We start from the raw sequence: 17,979 nt of genomic DNA, 5'->3' as shown, positions 1-17,979 counted from the left end.
CGGGAGCAGGCGGCGCGGGGACGGGCAACGCGGGAGCAGGCGGCGCGGCAGGGCTGTTGCGGTTCCGCCCCCGGATCGGTGTCGCGCCGCTGCGCTCGCGCGGGTATCGGCTGCTGGTGATCGGGCAGGCCACCTCGGAGTTCGGCAACGCGTTCCAGCTGGTCGCCCTGCCGCTGCTGGTCTACTCCCTCGCCGGAGGCGCCGGCCAGTTGAGCCTGGTGGTCGCCGCCTACGGCGCGGGACGGCTGGCCGCCACCCCGCTCGGCGGAGTACTCGCCGACCGTTTCGGCGCCTGGCGGGTGATGCTGACCGCCGACCTCGGCCGGCTGCTCGCCACCGCCGGGCTGTGTGCGGTCGCCGCCGGCGGGGCGGCGGAGTTCTGGCTGATCGGCGGGCTCGCGCTGCTGGTCGGCCTCGGGGCAGGGGTGTTCCTGCCGGCCGCCTGGGCGATCACCCCGACGCTGCTGCCCGCCGAGGACCTGCACGCGGGCAATGCACTGAGCAGTACGGTCACCTTCGGCGCCGGTCTGCTCGGTCCGGCGGTGGCCGGCCCGCTGGTCGCCTGGCTGAACCCGGCCGCCGCACTGGGCCTGGATGCGGCGACCTTCGCCGTGTCGGCGGCGACGCTGCTGATGATCGGCCGCGGCAGCCTCGTCACACCGCCCCGCCCGATCTCCGAACGGGCCTCCGTGCCAAGGAACTTCCGCGGCCTGTTGCGGGAATCGCCGCTGCTGCGCGCGGTGCTGACGGTGACGGTGATCGCGAATCTGACGGTGGGCGGCGCCACCCGGGTCGCCCTGCCGACGCTGGCCACCCACGGCTTCGCCGCCGGCGCCGTCGGGCTGGGCCTGCTGCTGGCCGCGTTCACCGGCGGTGCGCTGGTCGGCGGCCTGTTCGCCGCCGGCCTCACCGAGTTGCGCTCGCGGGGCCGCACGGCGATGCTCTCCGGCCTGGTGATGGGTGCGGCGATCGGCCTGGTGCCGTTCACCGGCCTCGTCGGCGCCGTGCTGCTGCTCTGCCTGGCCGGCGGCGCCAGCACGGTGACCAACGTCCTGGTCGTCACCGGTGTGCAGAAGAGCACCCCGCCCGCGCTGCTGGCCCGGGTCATGGCGGCCATCACCTTCTGCGCGCTGGGGGTCTTCCCGGTCTCGGTGATCGCGGCCGGCGCGGCGGTGGACGCGTTCGGGAGTCGGGGGGTGTTCGCGACGACCGGGCTCTGCCTGCTGGGCGCGTTCGGGTACGCGCTGACCAGGCGTGAGATCCGCGAACTGTGAGGCCACCACCCGCGCCGTGGTGCGGTTTTGCCCGGCTTCGCGGCCGACCGGCCCGGGCGGGGAGAGGGGCGGGGTGCGCCCGGCACTCCCGGGAGCCGGGGCACTGACGGCCGCGCGCACGCCGACGGATGCCGGACGAGGTGCGCTCCGCCGCCGTGCGCACCGTGCTGTTCCCGGCGTCCACCCGTGCGACCGCCGCTGCGTGGAACGGGGCATGCGGGGCCTCACAGTCCCGTCGACTGCTCCGTCCGAATGCTGTGCGCCCAGCCACTCCCCGGGTTGCCCGCCTACCGATCAGTACGCGTGTGCAATGACCGTGCCACGTACGTCCGCTGTCACTGCGTCGTACATCGCGCACCCCTCCCTCCGCCCCCTGGAGCCCACACATGCGTTCGCTCAGGCTCGTCGTCCTGCCGCTCGCCGCTGCCCTTCCGCTCACGGTGATGGCCTCGGCCGGCACCGCCGTCGCCGCCGCGCCGGACCGGTCGGCGTCCCACCGCGCCCCTCTGCCGTCCGACTGTCCGGACCTCCTCCCTCCGGACGACCCGACCGTCTACTACTGCGGCCGGTCCGAGCTGGGCCCGGCCGAACTGCCGACGACCGGACCGGTGGCGACGCTGCTGGACCACTACCGGCGCTTCGGGGGCCTGCAGCCGACCCAGTTCCTCGACTGGTACCGCGACGGCACCCAGTGGAAGTACCCCGGCAACCGAGGCTTCGCGGAAGCCAACGGCACCCTCGACATGCACGAGCAGGCGATGGACGTCGGCCAGGCCCTGGACCGGTTCGGGGCCGAGACCGGCGGCTTCCTGGCGACCGGCGGGACTCCCTACGCCAAGCGTGCCCTGCCGCCGGACTCGCTCAACGGCCCCGGGAACAGCTACCACTGCTACGAGGTGAACCGCTCCTTCCGCGTGCAGGAGGGCCGGATCGCGGCCGGCTTCAACCAGCCGGGGTTCGGCTACCAGCAGTGGCTCGACCCCCAGTTCAAGCCGTCCGACTTCACGGACGCCGAGCGCTACAACGTCGCCAACCTCCTCAAGCACGAGTACCTGAAGGTCGCCGCACCCGAGCGCTGCGTCGGCACGGGCCACGGCTCCTGAACCACGGCCGACCGGACAAGGGCACCATCACACGTGGAGACGGAGTTCAGCCTCGGCGGCTCCGCCGGGACGATCCAGGCCACCGCCGTGCTGGACACCTGGTTCGGCACCATCACCTGCTCCTACCAGCTGAGCGGCGCGTTCACCGGAAGCGCCGACAACGCCGCGCACAGCCTGGCCTTCCGCACCGAGCACTTCGCCAAGAGCGGCGGCTCGACGCTCTGCCCGGGCGACGGCTACTTCTCCGCGACCTACGGCCCGGTCGCCGACACCAGCCAGGCGGGCAGCCCGGCGGTCTTCGTCAACTGACCGCCCCCTCCGGTGTCACCGGGGCGGGCGCGGCAGTGCTGCCGCGCCCGCCCCGGCCTCCCTCGGCCGGCCGGCTCCTCGCGCAGCCGGCGGGCGGCGCCGACCAGGTCTTCCACGGAGGCCCGGGTCTCCGCCCGGCGGCCGCTCCCCCGGACCGCTCAGGCCCGCGGCTCCCGGTGCCGCCACCGCACCGGGTCGTCGGCCCCCGCCGTGCCCGGCGCGGTCCGGGTCGGCGCCCGGTAGCCGGCGCTGGAGAGCACCAGCATCTCGTCGGCCCCCGGCTGGAACTCGTAGGCCACCCGCTCCACCCGGCTGGGGACACCGAGCTCCGCCAGTTCCTCGCGCAGTGGCTCCAGCCCCTCGTAGCGCGCTCCCGTGTCGTACACCACCAGCGGGAAGATCCGGACCTCCCGGCGCGCCACCCGGGCGAGCTCCAGCAGCCCCGCCCGGTGGAACTCCCCGCCCAGCCGGTTGCCGTACGAGAACAGCAGGTGCGAGCTGAGCACCAGGTCGAAGGAGTCGCCGGCGAAGGGGAGTTCGGGTAGCGAGCCGGCCAGGTAGCGCTCCGGTCGGGCGGCGATGTCGGCGCGGAAGGTGCGGGCGTTGGCGGTCCACTGGCGGATCATGTCGTCCGCGTCGGCGTACCAGGCCCGGGCGTAGCCGGCCGTCTCCTTCACCAGCAGCTCGCGCTTGAACTCCGTCTCCCGCTCCACCAGCAGGCCCAACTCCTCGCGGTGCTCGGCGTACTGGCGGTCGACGGCGACGGCGTCGACGCCGCGCTGCCCGGCCTCCGCCACGAAGCTCGCGGCGCCGGCCGGGCAGTCCAGGACGCGCTGCTCCAGGTCGCGCTCGGTGAGCGCGAACATCGCCCGGTACTCCGCGAAGGAGCGCGCACTGACCAGCACGGCTCAGCCCCTCCCGACGAACGGCATGGTGGTCGGCAGCACCACCAGGGACTGGATGGTGGTGTCCGGCGGCTGCGAGGCCATCAGCACCAGGGCCTCGGTGAAGCGGTCCACCGGGATGGTCGCCTCGACGGCCATGGTCCGGTCGGCCTGCATCGCGGCCGGCTGCGGTCCGCCGTCCACCGGGGTGACGTTGCCGACGTCGATCTGCCCGCAGGAGATGCCGTACGGCCGGCCGTCCAGGGCGAGCACCTTGGTGAGGCCGAGGACGGCGTGCTTGGCGGCGGTGTACGCGATCGAGTTGGGGCGCGGCACGTAGGCCGAGGGCGCGCCGTTGTTGATGATCCGCCCGCCCTGCGGGGTCTGGGTGCTCATCACCCGGAAGGCCTCGCGGGCGCAGAGGAAGCCACCGGTGACGATGGTGTCCAGCACCCGGTTCCAGTCCTCGAACGGGGTCTCGGTGATCGGCCGGCGAGGGGCGGCGGCGCCCGCGTTGTTGAACAGCAGGTCCAGCCGGCCGTGCCGGTCGAGGACGGTGTCGAAGAGCCGGGCGACCTCCTCCGGGCTGCGGATGTCGGTCGGGACGGGCAGCATCCGGGAGGCGCCGGGCCCGGCCAGGGCCGCGGTCTCCTCCAGTGCGTCCTTGCGTCGCCCGGCGACGGCCACGGTCCAGCCGGCCGCCAGCAGGGCCAGTGCCGAGGCCCGGCCGAGCCCGCTGCCCCCGCCGGTGACGATCGCCACCCGCCCGTGCGGTGCGGCCGCGCCGCCGGCCTCTCCTGTGGTGGTCACGGCGCCCACTCCTCCCCCTCGTTGACCCAGACCCGCAGCATCCGCCGGGCGTACCGCCCGGGCTCGTCGACGAAGGGCGAACGCCCGTGCAGAACCCGGCTGTTGCGGATGATCAGCAGGTCCCCGGCGGCCATCGGCAGCCCGAAGGCGATCTCCGGCCGGTAGAGCACCTCGTCCAGCACGCCGAGCGCCTCCCACTGACGGTCCGTCAGTTCCGGCCCGCCGCGGTCGGGGGAGGACCGGACGGTGCGGGTCTGGTAGTAGCAGCCGACCGTCCCGTCCTTGCGGTCGTACAGGATCGGGGTGACCACCACCCGCGGGCCGGCCCGGCCGCTGCGCTCGAAGGTCCAGTCCTCGCGGAGCGTGGACAGCGCGTCCGGCCGTTCCCGCTGGATCAGGTCGTGCACGTGCCGGGCGCTCGCCAGCTTGGTCAGCCCACCGCCGTCGAAGGCGGGCCGGATGCAGAGCAGGACCAGCAGGTCGCAGGTGTCGCAGTGGAAGCCGAGTTCGGTGTTGCCGTCGCCGTCCTGGTCGTGCAGCACCGAGGTGAGGTCACCGCGCCCGTTCTGCGGCACGATCCGGCCGAAGTCCCGCAGCAGGAAGGAGAGCACCTCGGTGATCTCCTGCTCCGGGTGGGACGGGTCCACCAGTCCGCTCACATGGGTGATGCCGACCGAGTCGGCGGCCTTGCGGACGAACTCCCGCAGCCGGGCCCGCAGCTCCTCGGCCGCGTCCCACCGTCCGGCCCGCGCGTCGGCCCAGAGCAGCCGTCGCTCCCGCTCCCCCAGCGGGAGCGACCAGAGCTCCCGCCGGGCGTCCAGCTCCAGGCTGCTCCAACCGATTTCGGTCACCGCGTCCATCCTCTCCTCCCTACCGGCCGCCGGCCGCGACGGCCTTCGCCCACAGCTCCAGGCCCTCGTCGATCTGTTCGGCCGTGACGACCAGCGCGGGGATCATCCGGACCACGTTCAGGTGGATCCCGCACAGCAACAGCAGCAGGCCGTACTCGGCCGCTGCCTGCTGGGCCCGCCGGGCCGCCTCCGGATCCGGGGTGCCGTCCGGGCGGCAGAACTCGCTGGCGGCCATCAGCCCGAGCCCGCGGACGTCGGCGATCCCGGGCGCCTCGGCAGCGACCGCGCGCAGCCCGGCCAGCAACCGGACGCCCTGCTCGGCCGCGTTCTCGACCAGCCGCTCCTCGCGCAGCACGTCCAGGGTCGCCAGGGCGGCGGCGCAGGCCACCGGGTTGCCGCCGTAGGTGCCGCCCTGCGAGCCGGGCCGGGCGCGCCCCATCAGCTCGGCGGGCGCGGCGATCGCGGACAGCGGGAACCCGCTGGCCAGGCCCTTGGCGGTGATCAGGATGTCGGGTCGGAAGCCGTCCCCGTGCGGGTGGGCGTCCTCGTGCTGGTGGGCCCAGAACCGGCCGGTGCGGCCGAAGCCGGTCTGCACCTCGTCCACCACCAGCAGGATGCCGTGCCGGTCGGCCCGCTCGCGCAGCCCGGCCAGGAAGCCGGGCGGGGCCGGGACGTAGCCGCCCTCGCCGAGCACCGGTTCGACGAACACGGCCGCCGTCTCGGCGGGTGCGGAGACCGTGGCGAGCACCTCGTCCAGGCCGCGCAGGGCGTGTACCACCGCCTCCTCCCCGGACAGTCCGAGCCTGAACGCGGCCGGGAAGGGCGCCACCGCGACTCCGGGCATCAGCGGGCCGATGCCGGCCCGGAACCGGGTGCCGGCGGTGGTGAGCGAGGCCGCGCCCATGGTGCGGCCGTGGAAGGAGCCCTCGAAGACGATCACGTTCTGCCGCCCGGTGGCGTGCCGGGCGAGCCGCAGTGCGGCCTCCACCGCCTCGGTGCCGGCGGTGGCGTAGAACAGCGAGTCCAGGCCGGGCGGCAGCACCTCGCCGAGCCGCTCGGTGAGCGTGAGGAGCTGGTCGTGCAGCACGGTGGTGTACTGCCCGTGGATCAGTCGGCCGGCCTGTTCCCGGACGGCCTCGACCACCTTCGGGTGGCAGTGGCCGGTGCTGGTCACCCCCACGCCGGAGGTGAAGTCGAGGTGGCGGCGGCCGTCGGCGTCGTAGAGGTGGAGTCCTTCGCCGCGTACGGCGACGACCGGGGTGGCCTGCTTGAGCACCGGGGACAGCTGGGACACGGGGCCTGCCTTCACGGGTTGGTCCTGCCTTCACGGATGTCGTCACCGGTGGCGGCACGGATGCCGTCACGGGTGGGTGGGGGCGGGTCGACGGGCGGCAGGTAGCCGGCCTCGGCGGCCCAGGTGAGCGCGGCCGACCACCACCGCGGGGTCGGGGCGGCGAAGCGCACGCCCAGCCGGTCGAGCACCGCGGTGGTGTACGCGCTGTCCACCAGGACGCGGCGCTCCTCCTGCGCCGCCCAGGCGGCGGCCAGCCGGGCGGCCGTCGGGTGGTGTCGCTCGGCCCGGGCGAGGGCGGCCGCGAAGGTCTCCTCGTCGGTGAGCCGCACGCGGTGGCCGTACCCGGCCAGCCACCGCACAAGTTCGTCGTGCGGGACGGCGTGCGGCGACTCCACGTGGTACGCCCCGGGCGCGGCGTACGGGTCGAGCGCGATCGCGGCGATCCCGCCGGCCACCGTGTCCACGTACGAGAACGCGAAGGCGGTGTCCGGCCGGCTCGGCGCGGCGCCGGCCAGCAGGTAGCCGCGGATCAGCTGGTAGATCCGGTTGTCGTCGGCGTTGGCCTGGAACGCGCCGGTCCGGCTGTGCGCCGCGATGTGGCCGCTGCGGTGCAGGTAGGCGGCGTGCCCGCGGGCGGCCCAGGCCCGCACGGCCTGCTCCGCCCGGTACTTGGTCCGCTCGTACGGGGTGCGGAAGTGCTGGCCGATCTCCAGGTCCGCCTCGCTGAAGCGGCGCGGCGGGCCGTCGACACCGCCCGAGACGGCGAGCGTGGAGACATGGTGGAGCCGGGCGTCCGGGGCGTGCTCCCCGAGCCAGTCGAGCAGCCGGCGCACCGCCGTGTGGTTGGTGCGCTCCAGTTCGTCGGGCGGGGCCACCAGCCGGACGTCCGCCGCCGCGTGCACCACCAGCTGGGCGCCCCGGGCGAGTTCCCGCCCGGCCGGGGAGAGGCCGAGGCCGTCCCGGTCGATGTCCCCGGCGAGCGCCCGGACGGAGCCGGTCTCGCCGCCCGCGCCGGTGCCGAGCCGTTCCAGCGCCTCGGCGTCGTCCGCGGCCCGCACCAGGCAGGTGACCTCGGCGCCGCGCCGGAGGAAGGCCGCCAGCAGGTGCCGCCCGAGATAGCCGGTGGCGCCGGTGAGCAGCACCCGGGCGGGTTCGCGCACCGTCGCCCGGGTGGCCGTGACAACGCCGGGGTGCAGCAGCTGGCCGGAGGTGGACAGCGGTGCCCGCACCGGCGGTTCAGGCACCGGCGCCCGCGCCTCGGCCGCCACGGCCCGGGCGAACCGCCCGGTGATCCGCTCGGCGGCCGGGTGCGGCAGGCCTGGGCAGCCGTACACCAGGTCGGCGACCAGCCGTTGCTCCACCACCCTTGCGGTGAGGCGCAGTTCGTACAGCGGGTCGCCCCCGGCGCAGCGGGCCGTCCCGGCCTGTTCGGCGGCGACGGTCCAGTCCAGCGCGGGTTCCTCGGGCAGCCGGAAGGTGCCGAGGAAGTTGAAGCCGACGGCGGGCCGTTCGCCAGGCGCGTCCATCGGCCGGACGGGAGCCTCGCGCAGCCGCCGCGCCACGGTGCCCGAGGTGGCCCCGGCGTCCACCTCGACGTGCTTGACGGCGGTGAACCAGCCGACGGTGTCCAGGAACTCGCCCGCGTCGCCGACCGCGTCCCGGCCGTGGGTCTCGACCTCCACCGCGAGCCGGGGGCGTCCGCCGTCGCCGGTGACGGCCTCGGCGAAGGCGGCCAGCAGCACGGCCTCCAGCCCGGCCCCGGCGCCGTGCCGGGCGATCAGCCGGGCGGTGGCGTCCGGGTCGAGCGCCCAGCTGAGCGCCGCGGGCTCCTGCGGAGCCGGCTCGCCGTCGGCGGGCTCCTCGCGCACCCGCTCGACGGCGGGCGAGGAGAGCGCCGCCCAGGCGTAGAAGTCCGCCGTCGGCGGCAGGTCGGCCGGCTTCCGGTCGAGCACCGCCCGGTACGCGTGCGCCAGGTCGTCCAGCAGGATCCTCCAGGACAGCCCGTCGACCACCAGGTGGTGGGCGATCAGCGCGAGCCGGTCGTCGGTGCCGGGCGGGCCGGCGAACAGGTGGGCGCGCAGCAGCCGGCCGGCCGACGGGTCGATGCTGCGGTGGAGTTCGGTGCAGACCCCGGCGACGGTGTCGGCGATCTCCCCGGCCGCGCGCGGGATCCGGGAGAAGGAGACCGGATCGAGGTCGGCCACCGCCCGGACCTCGCCGCAGCCGTCCGGGGTGACCGGCCGGCGCAGCGCCGGATGCCGCTCCAGGACGGCCGCGACGGCCGCCGAGAGCGCCTGCGGGTCGACGGCGGTGCGGCATCGCAGCAGCACGGACTGGTTCCAGTGCCGCAGGTCCCGCACCGGCCGCTGCCGGTACAACCAGCGCTGGGCGGGGGCGAGCCGGAACCCGTCGGTGTCGCCGCGCGGGGCCGGGACGGACGGCGCGGACGGGACGGCGGCCGCCGCCAGGCCCTCCGCCGTCGGGTGCCGGTAGAAGTCCTCGTAGGCGACCCGCAGACCGGAGCGCCGCAGGAGGGCGATGGTGCGCATGGCGAGGATGGAGTCCCCGCCGAGGCTGAGCACGTCGGTGTGCGGCCCGACCGCGGGCAGGCCGAGGGCGCCCGCCCAGAACCGGGCGATCTCCCCGGCCGGGCCGCTCCCGGCGGTGCCGCTCGACTCCGCCCGGGCCTCGACCAGTCCGGCCGCCAGCTCCGCCAGCCGCGGCCGGTCGAGCTTGCCGTTCGGCCCGACCGGGAACTGCGGCAGCACCAGGATCGGCTGCGGTACGGAGTAGCCGGGCAGCCGGTCCCGCAGGTGCGCGGTCAGCGCCTCCAGGCCGCCGAAGCCGTCCGACAGCCGGACGACGCCGATCAGTTGGTTGCCGAGCGCGGTCTCCCGAAGCAGCGCCGCCGAGCGGGCGACGCCCGGGTGGCCGTCCATGGCCCGCTCCACCTCGGCGAGGTCCACCCGGTAGCCGCGGACCTTCACCTGGCGGTCCACCCGGCCCAGGAAGACCAGGTTCCCGTCCGCCCGCCTGCGGCACAGGTCGCCGGTGCGGTAGACCGGTCGGCCTTCGTGCCGGACGAAGCCGCGGGCGGTCTCGGCCGGCCGCCCGAAGTACCCGGCGGTCACGCCCCGGCCGCCGATGAGCAGTTCCCCCACCGCGCCGTCCGGCACCACCCGGCCGGTGCCGTCCACCACGGCCAGCAGCACCTCCCCGATCCCGGTGCCGATCGGTACGGTCGGCTCCTCGGCGGGCAGTTGGCGGGCGGAGGTGACGAGCAGGCAGGTGGCTCCGACGGTGGTCTCGGTCGGGCCGTAGTGGTTGGCCAGCCGCGCGGTGGTGCCGCCGTCGAGCAGGGCGGCGGCAAGCGGGCGGGGCAGCGGCTCGCCGCCGAGCAGCACGGTGCGCAGCGGCGGGAAGTCGGCCGGGCGGCCCTCCAGCAGGGCGGTCAGGTGCGAGGGGGTGGTCTTCAGCACGTCCACCCGGGCCTGCCGCAGCGAGGCCCAGAAGGCCTCCGGGTCGCGCACCTCGCGGTCCGGCACGAGGTGCACCGAGCCGCCGGTGGCCAGGGCGAGCAGCCAGGCGGTGTGGCCGAGGTCGGCGGCCAGGGTGGTGACGTGCGCGGCGCAGGGCGCGTCGGCCTCGGTGAGGTCGAGCCGCCCGGCCAGCGCCCGGGCGTAGTGCACGGCGTTGGCGTGGGTGACGGCCACCGCCTTGGGCTCGCCGCTCGACCCGGAGGTGAAGGAGAGGTACGCGAGGTCCTCGCCCCGCACCTCGGTGGCCACCGGCGGCGGCTCCGGCAGCGCCTCGACGTCCACCACCTCCCCGCCGAGTCCGCCCTCGGTGGCCAGGACCCGGGCCACCCGGACGGACGCCAGCCGCCGGGCCAGGTCGGCCGCCGACCAGTCCGGATCGGTCAGCACGGCCGCCGCGCCCGAGCGCAGCACCCCGTGCAGCAGCACCAGCATCCGGGCGTCCCGGGGGCCGGCCAGGGCGACCCGGTCGCCCCGGCCGGTGCCGGTGGCCGCCAGCCGGGCGGCGATCCGGGCGGCCGCGGTGTCGAGCGTGCGGTAGTCGAAGCCGCGCACGCCGTCGCCCAGGGCGGGCCGGTCCGGGTGCGCCCGGGCGAGGTGGGCGAGCAGTTCGGGCAGTGAGCGCGCGGAACGGGCGGAGGGCGCGGATCGGACGTGCTGCGTCGCGGACGTCACGCCGGCTCGTCCCCCGCCCGGCCCTCCCGGGCGGGCCCGGCGGCCGCGCCCGGGTCGCCCGCCAGGTAGCCGTCCAGCAGTTCCCGCTCGGGCAGCCGCCCGGCCAACTCCCAGGCCAGCATGCGGTGCAGGCCGTCGAGGTGGATCAGGCCCGACCGGACCTTCAGGTCCCCGTAGTCGGGGTGGCCGATCGGGGCGGTGCTGAGGTAGACGGGCGTGAACGGGGCCCACCGCAGCAGCTGCAGCTTCGCCGCGCAGACCGGGTTGGCGGCGGTCCAGGCGGCTCCGCCGGCGCGGACCCGTTCGGCCGCCTCGGCCACCGTCAGTCCGCAGCGCGGCACCAGTTCGAGCTCCCCGCCCTCGCTGAGGTGCCAGGGCAGCACGACGCCCAGGACGTCCGTCCGGGAGAGCCGGATCCGCCGCCAGCCGCCGGGGAGGCGGTCGGCGCGTTCGAGGCTCTCCTCGCCGTACAGGTTGCTGTTCGCCTCGTGGGCCCGTTCCACCGGGTGGTCCCGCAGGTAGGCGTCGTGGACCTCGGGGTAGGCGACGGCGGTGACGATCTCCACGGCAGTGCTCCTCAGACGGTTCCGGTGGATTCGGCGCCCGTGTACTCGGCGCCGGTGTACCCGGCACCGCTGTACTCGGTGAAGTGCCGTTCCGCGAACAGCTCGGGCCATTGGCCGTCGGCCAGGTCCAGTTCGCGGGCCCGGGCGAGCATCTGCCGCCAGTACGGCTTCACCGGGCGCCAGCGCGCCCCCACCTGGCAGTACGAGGCGTCGACGAAGTAGCGGGGGCGGCCCGGCCCTTCGGGCGCCGGACGGCGGGTGTGGAACAGCGCCGAGTTGAGCAGCACCGTCGAGCCGGGCGGCAGCCGGTCGATCACCACCTCGTCGGGCAGTTCCGCGGTGCCGTGGCGGGCGAGGGCGGACTTGCCGGCGGCGCGCAGGTGCGAGCCGGGCAGCACGGCCAGGCTGCCGACCTTCTCGTCCAGTCCGCCGAGGTAGTGCAGCGCGTGCACCATCAGCAGGGACGGGTCGGAGCGGTCGTTGGGCTCGCAGTCGTGGTGCCAGGCCTTGCCCGGGATCTCCGGGTCCTGGCGGTCGCTGTGCAGGTGGTGGAAGACGAAGTCCGGCCCGATCAGGCGGGTCAGGGTGCGCAGCAGCGGCGGGTGGGTGAGGAGTTCGCCGTGGGCGGGCAGTTCCAGTTCCAGCAGCGGGGGCGGTCCGTACCGTAAGGGGTCGGCGCACGCGGCGATCGACCGGGCCCGCAGGCCCTCGTCGACCCACCGGTCCACCTCGGGGGCGAGCCGTTCGCGCAGCGTTTCCGGCAGCAGGCCCGGCAGGACCAGGTACCCGGACTCCAGGAACTGGCGGCGGCGCCCGGTGTCGAGGGCCTCGCGCCCTCCGGAGGACAGCGTCACCGAACCGATCCCCTCCTTCCGTTCGGCGGGGCACACACGGGGATTCGGCACCACGGGACGTCGCACGAGCAGTGGGGGCACACGGGGTCATCCAGACCTCGGGTGGCGGCGGAGCGTCCGTCACGGGCGCCTCGGCCGCCACAGCTGAATCGCGATCACCACGAAGAGGTACGCGTTGATCACGCAAGGTAGTCCGCCTCAGGAGTATGAACCTGTCCTCGCGTCCACGACAAGGCCGGTGCCGGCTCCTGGACACCTTCCCGCCACCGTGCCGTTCAGCTCCGGCCACCACTCGGCTCCCGCCTCACGGGGAACTCCGGGCCGCTCGGGCCCCGGTGATTCGCCGCCGCAACAGCGGATGCGGCACAGTGAGGTCATGAACGCGGGAACCAGGAGTCAGCGGACGGCCGGACCGGTCAGGCGCCGCCCGGTCCAGCAGCGCAGCCTGGAGCGGTACGGCCGCATCCTGGACGCCTGCGCCGGACTGCTGGACGAGATCGGGGCGACCGCGCTCACCACCAAGGAGGTCGCCCAGCGCGCCCAGGTGCCGATCGGCACCCTCTACCAGTTCTTCGCCGGCAAGGAGGACCTGCTGGCCGCCCTCGCCGCCCGCAACCTCGACCAATACCTCCAGCGCCTGGACGTCCGGCTGGCGGCCGCCGCACCGGTCGGCCCCGCCGTCTTCACCGACCTCGCGGTGGAGGAGTTCGTGGCGATGAAACGCGCGGTACCGGGCTTCGGACGGCTGGACTTCGGGCTGGCCGGCCCGGCCGTCCCCACCGGTGTCCGGGACGACCGGCACCTGCTGGACGCGGGCGTGGACAACAACACCGCCGTCGCGCTGCGGCTCCAGGCGCTCGGCGGCGAACTGTTCCGGACGGGCGACCCGGCGGCCACCACACTGACCCTGCGGGTAGCCCTGGAGGCCGCCGACGCAGTGCTCAAACTGGCCTTCCGGGACGCCCCCGACGGCGATCCGGCACTGATCGCCGAGTGCAAGCGGTTGGTCCGCGGCTACCTCGCGCAACAGCCGTCCGCCTGCTGACGCCCGGCCCCGCGGGCCTCGGACGCCCCGCCCGCCCGAGGCGTTGCGAGCCCGCCGCGCCCGCAGCACAGTGGATAGCGGAACGGCCGCGGAGGCGGCAGGAACACACGACCGGAGGAGCAGACCATGCACGCAGCGGTAGGTGACCAGCTCCACATCCACAGCAGGTCGGTGGGCATGGTGGACCAGAAGGGCGAGATCATCGAGGTGCGCGGCACCGACGGCGAGCCGCCGTACGTGGTCCGCTTCGAGGACGGCCACGAGGGTCTGATCTACCCCGGCCCCGACTGCAACATCGAACAGCGCCAGTCGGAACGCTGACCCACACCCCCGCCGCCCCGCGCGCCACCCGCGCGAGGTGGTGAGGAGCGGTGTCCGCCCCCACGACCCCGCTGCCCGGGGCACTCGCCGAGCTCGCGCCACTGCTGGACCACTACGGGTACCTCGCGGTGGCGCTGCTCGTCCTGCTGGACAACTGCGGCATCCCGGTGCCCGGGCAGACCATCCTGGTCCTGGCCTCGGTGTACGCCGGTGCCGGGCACCTCGACCTCGCCGCCGTCCTGCTGATCGCGGCCGGCGCCGCCGCGCTCGGCAACAGCCTCGGCTACCTGATCGGCCACACCGGCGGGCGCGCCTTCGTCCACCGCTGGGGCCGCTACGTGCTGCTCACGCCGGCCCGGATGGAGCGCGCGGACGCCTTCTTCGCCCGGCAGGGCGGCAAGGTGGTGACGGTCGCCCGCTTCGTGGACGGGCTGCGCCAGTACAACGGGATCATCGCCGGGACCACGGAGATGCCGTGGCGCCTGTTCCTGCCGTACAACCTGCTCGGCGCGGCGCTGTGGACGGCGGCCTGGGGCACCTTCGGCTACCTCGCCGGGGCCAACATCGGCACCGTCTACCACACGGCGCTGCGCTACCAGGTCTGGTTCGCGGTCGGGCTGGGCGTGCTGGTCGCCGCCTTCCTGCTCCGGCAGGTGCTGCGCTACCGGCGCCGGCGCCGCACGGGCACCGACGCCTCCGGGGAACCGCCCGACTAGCGCAGCGGGAACACTTCGAACGGGACCGCGAAGCGCGTCCCCAGCCGGCTGCCCGCGCTCCGGCCGAAGCCCTCCAGGAACTCCCGTGGCTCCGCCATCGCCCCGCCCAGCCCGGCCAGGTACGCCTTGTGCTCCTCCAGCGAGGCGACGCCCCGGTCGAAGTGCTCGGTGGTGTCCACCGCGTGCTTCGCCTCCGGCGAGGCCGCCGCCCAGATCTGCCGCACGCCGCTCCACGGCTCGTGGCCCTCGGCCAGCAGCTCGCGGAACACCCAGCGGTTCCCGGCGTCCCGGACCCCGTCCAGGGTGGCCCGGCCGACCGCGACGTGGTCGGCCTGGTTCAGGGACACCCCGCCGTAGGTGTCCCGGAAGTTGCTGGTGATCACGATGTCCGGCCGGTGTCTGCGCACCGCCCGGGCGATGTCCTGGCGCAGCGGCAGGCCGTACTCCACCACGCCGTCCGGGTACCCGAGGAACTCCACGGTGTCGACGCCGACCACACGCGCCGAGGCGACCTGCTCGGCCTCGCGCAGCGGGCCGCACTCGGCCGGGTCCAGCGAGTCGATGCCCGCCTCGCCGCTGGTGACCATCACGTAGACGACCTTCTTGCCCTGCGAGGTCCAGCGGGCGACGGCCGCGGCCCCGCCGTACTCCATGTCGTCGGGGTGGGCCACGATCGCCAGCGCGGTCTGCCAGTCCTCGTCGACGGGCTCGAAGGGCTCGGGGGCCTGCTCGGTCATGTTGCTCGTTCCTCTCGGTGCGGCTCACGGTCGTACGGACGTGCCCGGCCACCGGACCGGGATCCGGCAGCCGACCGGGAACTTACCGCGCGTCAGGCGGCGTCCAGGGATCATGACCCGGATCCGGCTCGCCTTCGTCCACTCGGCACTCGCGCTGCTCGTCCTGGAGACCGTCGCCGCCGTCATGGTGTTCCTCGTCGTGTCCCCGATGATCGGCGGCATCTCGGACTCCGACGACTCCGCGGTCCCGCTCGGGGTGCGGACCGCGTCCGTGGTGGGGGTGTCCGCCGTGCTCAACATGTGGACGGCGGTGGCGGGCATCGACCGGGCCGCCGCAGCGTTGACCGGACTGTTCACCGGAGACACCTTCGGGACCACCATCGTGGAACTCTGACGATCAGGGAGCGGGCATGCGGATCGGCGACGCGGCGGCAGCGGCGGGCACCACACCCAGGGCGCTGCGCTTCTACGAACAGCGCGGGCTCCTCCACCCGCCCGCCCGCTCCGGCTCCGGCCAGCGCGAGTACGGCCCGGCCGAGGTCGCCCGGGTCCGGGTGATCCGCCGGCTCCTCGCCGTGGGGCTGACGGTGGACGACCTGGCCAGCCGTGTCCACCGCCTCGACCTGCTCGGCCAGGACCCGCCGGTCCGCTGCTCCGACTCCCCCGGCCCCGACACCCTGGCCCCCGTCGTCCACGCCCGCCTGGCCACCCTGGACGCCGAGATCGCGCGCCTCACCGCCCTGCGCGCCAAGCTCGCCCACCACATCGCGACCGGCGGAACGGAGGTCCCGGGCGACTGACAGGGGCTCGGCCCGATCCCTGCCGGATGCCGGGAACCCGCCCGGGACCTCGCGACGGGGGTGCGCGAGGTCCCGGGCGGGAGTGCGGGTGGTGTCGTCAGGTCGCGTCGGCGGCGAGCCGGGGGTCGGCGGGGGCGGCGGGGCCCGGCCGGCCGGGCCAGCGGATCCGGGTGGCGCAGAGCGAGACGACGGCCGCCGAGACGGCAACGGCGGCCATGCCCCAGAGCAGGCTGGTGGCACCGGCGATGAAGCCGATCACGGCAGGGCCGGCCAGCAGGCCGGTGGTGCCCATGGCCGCGACCAGCGAGAGGGCGTCGGCGCCCTGCCGGGCGGCGGCGACGTAGACGCACGGGGTCACCGCGGCCACGCCGAGGCCGACGCAGGCGAAGCCGAGCAGGGTCGGGACCACACCGCCGACCGCCAGGGCGAGGGCGAGTCCGAGGCCTGCCAGCAGGCTGCCGGTGCGCACGATCCGGCCGTCGCCGAAGCGGGTGCGCCAGCCGTCCGCGAAGATCCGGGCGCAGACCATCATCACCGACACCACCGCGATGCCCATCGGGGCGAGCCCCGCGCCGGCGTGGACGTAGTCCTTGAGGTAGAGCGCCGACCAGTCGTTCATGGCGCCCTCGGTGACGGTGCCGAACACCATCGCCAGGCCCATCCAGAGGGTCGCGACGGTCGGCAGCACGAAACCGCGGCGCTGCCTCTTCTCCGCCGGTCCGGCGGCTTCGGCCGGGCCGTCCGCCGACAGCCCCGGCCGGGCGGCCACGACCAGCACCACGAGCAGCGCGGCGGCCAGTCCGAAGTGCACCGCCAGGGTGCCGGTGAAGGAGGTGACGCCCGAGGCCAGCAGCGCGGCGAACAGCGAGCCGGCGCTGAAGGTGGCGTGCAGCCGGGACATCGTGGTCCGCTCGAAGCGGGCCTCCAGCGCGGCACCCTGGGCGTTCATCGCGACGTTCAGGCAGCCGACTGCGACGCCGTCGAGGAACAGCACCAGCAGCGTCAGCGGGTAGTCGGGCACCACCGACAGCGCGAGCAGGATCACACCGAGGGTGAGCGAGGACAGCACCGACAGCAGTCGGGAGCCGAACCGCCGCATCAGCACCGCGACCAGGGGGAAGGACACCGCCGCGCCGATTCCGCAGGTCATCAGCAGCAGGCCGATCTGGGCCTCGCCCAGGTCGAGCCGGGCCTTGAGCGCGGGCACCCGGGAGACCCAGGTCGCGTACTGGAATCCGAGGACGAAGAACAGTGCGCCGGTGGCCACTTGGGACCGGCGGAAGTCGTCGCGAACGGGGGACATCGGTATCAGCCCACTTCGGCTCTGGGGTGCGGCCCGGGGACCGGGTCGGTGGAGTGCGGCAGCGGCCGGACCGGGACGGCGTCCAGCGGCATCGCCATGTAGACCGCCCGGGTGCCGTAGCTCTCGGGCAGCCGGATCCCGGGCCGGGCCCGGTAGCCCAGCGGGGTCCACAGCACGTGCGAACCGCGGACGGCGACCAGCGAGGCGGTCCGGTAGCCGGCCGCCCGGGCGGTCTCCTCCAGGTGCCGCAGCATCCGCAGGGACAGTCCCCGGCCGCGCAGGTCCTCGGAGATCACCAGGTCGTGCGCGTGCAGGTTGGTCGGCCGCTCGCCCGCGCCGTCCCCGTCCTCGTTGCGGCCGAGGTCCGGGCAGCGGAACAGCGGGTACGGCAGGGCGAGCAGGTAGCCGCCGACGCCGCCCGCGTGCTCCAGCACGAAGCAGGTGTCCGGGGAGGCGCGGTGCCGGGACCGGAGCGCCTCGCGGCCCTCGGACAGGCCGCTGGCGGCGTAGGCGCGCTCCTCCAGCGCGACCACGGCGTCCCAGTCCTCCTCCTGGAGCAACCGGATGCGCAGGCCGGCCGGGGTGTCGGTCCGGAACTCGGCCGGGCCCTCGACGCGGGTGTCGGTCATGCGGTGCCTCCGTGGTGGCCCCGGCCGTCGCCGCCGCCGATGCAGGTGTGCGGCGGCGGCGCGAAGCCGTTGAACCCGCGGGTGGCGTAGGCCGTGGCGTACGCGCCGCAGGAGTGGATCCAGACCGGGTCGCCGGAGGCCAGCGCGCGCGGGACGCGGACCAGGCCGTCCTCCTGCGCGTACGCGTCGTCGCTGTCGCAGGTCGGGCCGGCCACCACGGCGTTGACGAACCGGCCGCCGGGGTGGGTGGGGAACTCCAGCCGGTACTGGAG

The 17,979-nt window shown here is 75.0% G+C and carries 18 protein-coding genes and 1 pseudogene; 8 read left to right on the top strand and 11 right to left on the bottom strand.

Translation table 11 applies throughout. The annotated features are described in order from the left end of the window. The 3 genes from AB0O11_RS22010 to AB0O11_RS22000 all read left to right on the top strand — a co-directional run. Window positions 1-1,274: MFS transporter (locus AB0O11_RS22010; protein WP_363389496.1), on the top strand; the 1,274-nt coding region annotated here is incomplete at its 5' end. A gap of 386 nt (window positions 1,275-1,660) precedes the next feature. Beyond that, the gene (locus AB0O11_RS22005; protein ID WP_363389493.1) at window positions 1,661-2,377 is read left to right on the top strand and encodes a TNT domain-containing protein; all 717 of its coding nucleotides are present in this window, start codon (window positions 1,661-1,663) and stop codon (window positions 2,375-2,377) included. Window positions 2,378-2,410: 33 nt separating this feature from the next. Then, on the top strand, window positions 2,411-2,686 hold the full coding sequence (locus AB0O11_RS22000) for a hypothetical protein (RefSeq protein ID WP_363389490.1): 276 nt from the start codon (window positions 2,411-2,413) through the stop codon (window positions 2,684-2,686). A gap of 158 nt (window positions 2,687-2,844) precedes the next feature. Here the strand turns inward: AB0O11_RS22000 and AB0O11_RS21995 are convergent, their stop codons facing one another. Genes AB0O11_RS21995 through AB0O11_RS21965 form a run of 7 tightly spaced genes read right to left on the bottom strand, consistent with a single transcriptional unit; the run spans window position 2,845 to window position 12,156 of the window. Further along, a complete protein-coding gene (locus AB0O11_RS21995) occupies window positions 2,845-3,591 on the bottom strand; it encodes a hypothetical protein (RefSeq protein ID WP_363389487.1) in 747 nt (248 codons plus the stop codon). Between the two features lie 3 nt (window positions 3,592-3,594). Then, on the bottom strand, window positions 3,595-4,380 hold the full coding sequence (locus AB0O11_RS21990; RefSeq protein ID WP_363389484.1) for an SDR family oxidoreductase: 786 nt from the start codon (window positions 4,378-4,380) through the stop codon (window positions 3,595-3,597). Continuing rightward, window positions 4,377-5,231, bottom strand: coding sequence for a TauD/TfdA family dioxygenase (locus AB0O11_RS21985; RefSeq protein ID WP_363389481.1), 855 nt, complete (start codon window positions 5,229-5,231; stop codon window positions 4,377-4,379). The genes AB0O11_RS21990 and AB0O11_RS21985 overlap by 4 nt, the downstream gene beginning before the upstream one ends. 19 nt (window positions 5,232-5,250) lie before the next feature. Further along, a complete protein-coding gene (locus AB0O11_RS21980; protein WP_363389479.1) occupies window positions 5,251-6,525 on the bottom strand; it encodes an aminotransferase class III-fold pyridoxal phosphate-dependent enzyme in 1,275 nt (424 codons plus the stop codon). A gap of 11 nt (window positions 6,526-6,536) precedes the next feature. After that, entirely contained in the window at window positions 6,537-10,736 is a 4,200-nt protein-coding gene (locus AB0O11_RS21975) for an AMP-binding protein (RefSeq protein ID WP_363389476.1), read from the bottom strand. Further along, window positions 10,733-11,302, bottom strand: coding sequence for a DUF6309 family protein (locus AB0O11_RS21970; protein WP_363389473.1), 570 nt, complete (start codon window positions 11,300-11,302; stop codon window positions 10,733-10,735). The genes AB0O11_RS21975 and AB0O11_RS21970 overlap by 4 nt, the downstream gene beginning before the upstream one ends. 11 nt (window positions 11,303-11,313) lie before the next feature. Next, on the bottom strand, window positions 11,314-12,156 hold the full coding sequence (locus tag AB0O11_RS21965) for a phytanoyl-CoA dioxygenase (RefSeq protein WP_363389470.1): 843 nt from the start codon (window positions 12,154-12,156) through the stop codon (window positions 11,314-11,316). Window positions 12,157-12,532: 376 nt separating this feature from the next. Here AB0O11_RS21965 and AB0O11_RS21960 point away from each other — a divergent pair, with 376 nt between their 5' ends. The 3 genes from AB0O11_RS21960 to AB0O11_RS21950 all read left to right on the top strand — a co-directional run bounded on the left by AB0O11_RS21960 (window position 12,533) and on the right by AB0O11_RS21950 (window position 14,238). After that, the gene (locus tag AB0O11_RS21960) at window positions 12,533-13,201 is read left to right on the top strand and encodes a TetR/AcrR family transcriptional regulator (RefSeq protein WP_363389467.1); all 669 of its coding nucleotides are present in this window, start codon (window positions 12,533-12,535) and stop codon (window positions 13,199-13,201) included. Between the two features lie 126 nt (window positions 13,202-13,327). Beyond that, window positions 13,328-13,522, top strand: coding sequence for a DUF1918 domain-containing protein (locus AB0O11_RS21955; protein WP_363389465.1), 195 nt, complete (start codon window positions 13,328-13,330; stop codon window positions 13,520-13,522). Between the two features lie 50 nt (window positions 13,523-13,572). After that, a complete protein-coding gene (locus AB0O11_RS21950) occupies window positions 13,573-14,238 on the top strand; it encodes a DedA family protein (RefSeq protein WP_363389462.1) in 666 nt (221 codons plus the stop codon). Here the strand turns inward: AB0O11_RS21950 and AB0O11_RS21945 are convergent. After that, on the bottom strand, window positions 14,235-14,975 hold the full coding sequence (locus AB0O11_RS21945) for a PIG-L deacetylase family protein (RefSeq protein ID WP_363389460.1): 741 nt from the start codon (window positions 14,973-14,975) through the stop codon (window positions 14,235-14,237). The two genes, AB0O11_RS21950 and AB0O11_RS21945, sit on opposite strands and share 4 nt — an antisense overlap. Before the next feature lie 112 nt (window positions 14,976-15,087). Here AB0O11_RS21945 and AB0O11_RS21940 point away from each other — a divergent pair, with 112 nt between their 5' ends. Together AB0O11_RS21940 and AB0O11_RS21935 are read left to right on the top strand one after the other, a co-directional pair. Beyond that, a complete protein-coding gene (locus AB0O11_RS21940; protein ID WP_363389457.1) occupies window positions 15,088-15,369 on the top strand; it encodes a hypothetical protein in 282 nt (93 codons plus the stop codon). Window positions 15,370-15,385: 16 nt separating this feature from the next. Then, window positions 15,386-15,775 carry a MerR family transcriptional regulator gene (locus AB0O11_RS21935; protein WP_363389455.1) on the top strand — a complete coding sequence of 130 codons (390 nt, stop codon included), beginning with the start codon at window positions 15,386-15,388 and terminating at the stop codon, window positions 15,773-15,775. Between the two features lie 97 nt (window positions 15,776-15,872). Here AB0O11_RS21935 and AB0O11_RS21930 read toward each other — a convergent pair whose 3' ends face one another. From AB0O11_RS21930 to AB0O11_RS21920, 3 genes and pseudogenes are all read right to left on the bottom strand, one after another. Beyond that, entirely contained in the window at window positions 15,873-17,078 is a 1,206-nt protein-coding gene (locus AB0O11_RS21930; protein WP_363389453.1) for an MFS transporter, read from the bottom strand. 5 nt (window positions 17,079-17,083) lie between these two features. After that, window positions 17,084-17,707 carry a GNAT family N-acetyltransferase gene (locus AB0O11_RS21925; RefSeq protein ID WP_363389451.1) on the bottom strand — a complete coding sequence of 208 codons (624 nt, stop codon included), beginning with the start codon at window positions 17,705-17,707 and terminating at the stop codon, window positions 17,084-17,086. Continuing rightward, window positions 17,704-17,979: pseudogene (locus AB0O11_RS21920) on the bottom strand (type III PLP-dependent enzyme); the annotation flags it as partial. The pseudogene AB0O11_RS21920 and the gene AB0O11_RS21925, both read right to left, overlap by 4 nt.

The sequence above is a fragment of the Kitasatospora sp. NPDC093102 genome (genome assembly GCF_040683915.1).
Lineage (GTDB): Bacteria > Actinomycetota > Actinomycetes > Streptomycetales > Streptomycetaceae > Kitasatospora.
This window is presented reverse-complemented; position numbering and strand designations above follow the sequence as displayed.

What these genes read in the sequence shown, in the direction of transcription:
- AB0O11_RS22005 (WP_363389493.1), top strand. Translation starts at nt 1,661, where the DNA reads ATGCGTTCGCTCAGGCTCGTCGTCCTGCCGCTCGCCGCTGCCCTTCCG.
- AB0O11_RS21960 (WP_363389467.1), top strand. Translation starts at nt 12,533, where the DNA reads ATGAACGCGGGAACCAGGAGTCAGCGGACGGCCGGACCGGTCAGGCGC.
- AB0O11_RS21955 (WP_363389465.1), top strand. Translation starts at nt 13,328, where the DNA reads ATGCACGCAGCGGTAGGTGACCAGCTCCACATCCACAGCAGGTCGGTG.
- AB0O11_RS21945 (WP_363389460.1), bottom strand. Translation starts at nt 14,975, where the DNA reads ATGACCGAGCAGGCCCCCGAGCCCTTCGAGCCCGTCGACGAGGACTGG.
- AB0O11_RS21940 (WP_363389457.1), top strand. Translation starts at nt 15,088, where the DNA reads ATGACCCGGATCCGGCTCGCCTTCGTCCACTCGGCACTCGCGCTGCTC.
- AB0O11_RS21935 (WP_363389455.1), top strand. Translation starts at nt 15,386, where the DNA reads ATGCGGATCGGCGACGCGGCGGCAGCGGCGGGCACCACACCCAGGGCG.
- AB0O11_RS21930 (WP_363389453.1), bottom strand. Translation starts at nt 17,078, where the DNA reads ATGTCCCCCGTTCGCGACGACTTCCGCCGGTCCCAAGTGGCCACCGGC.
- AB0O11_RS21925 (WP_363389451.1), bottom strand. Translation starts at nt 17,707, where the DNA reads ATGACCGACACCCGCGTCGAGGGCCCGGCCGAGTTCCGGACCGACACC.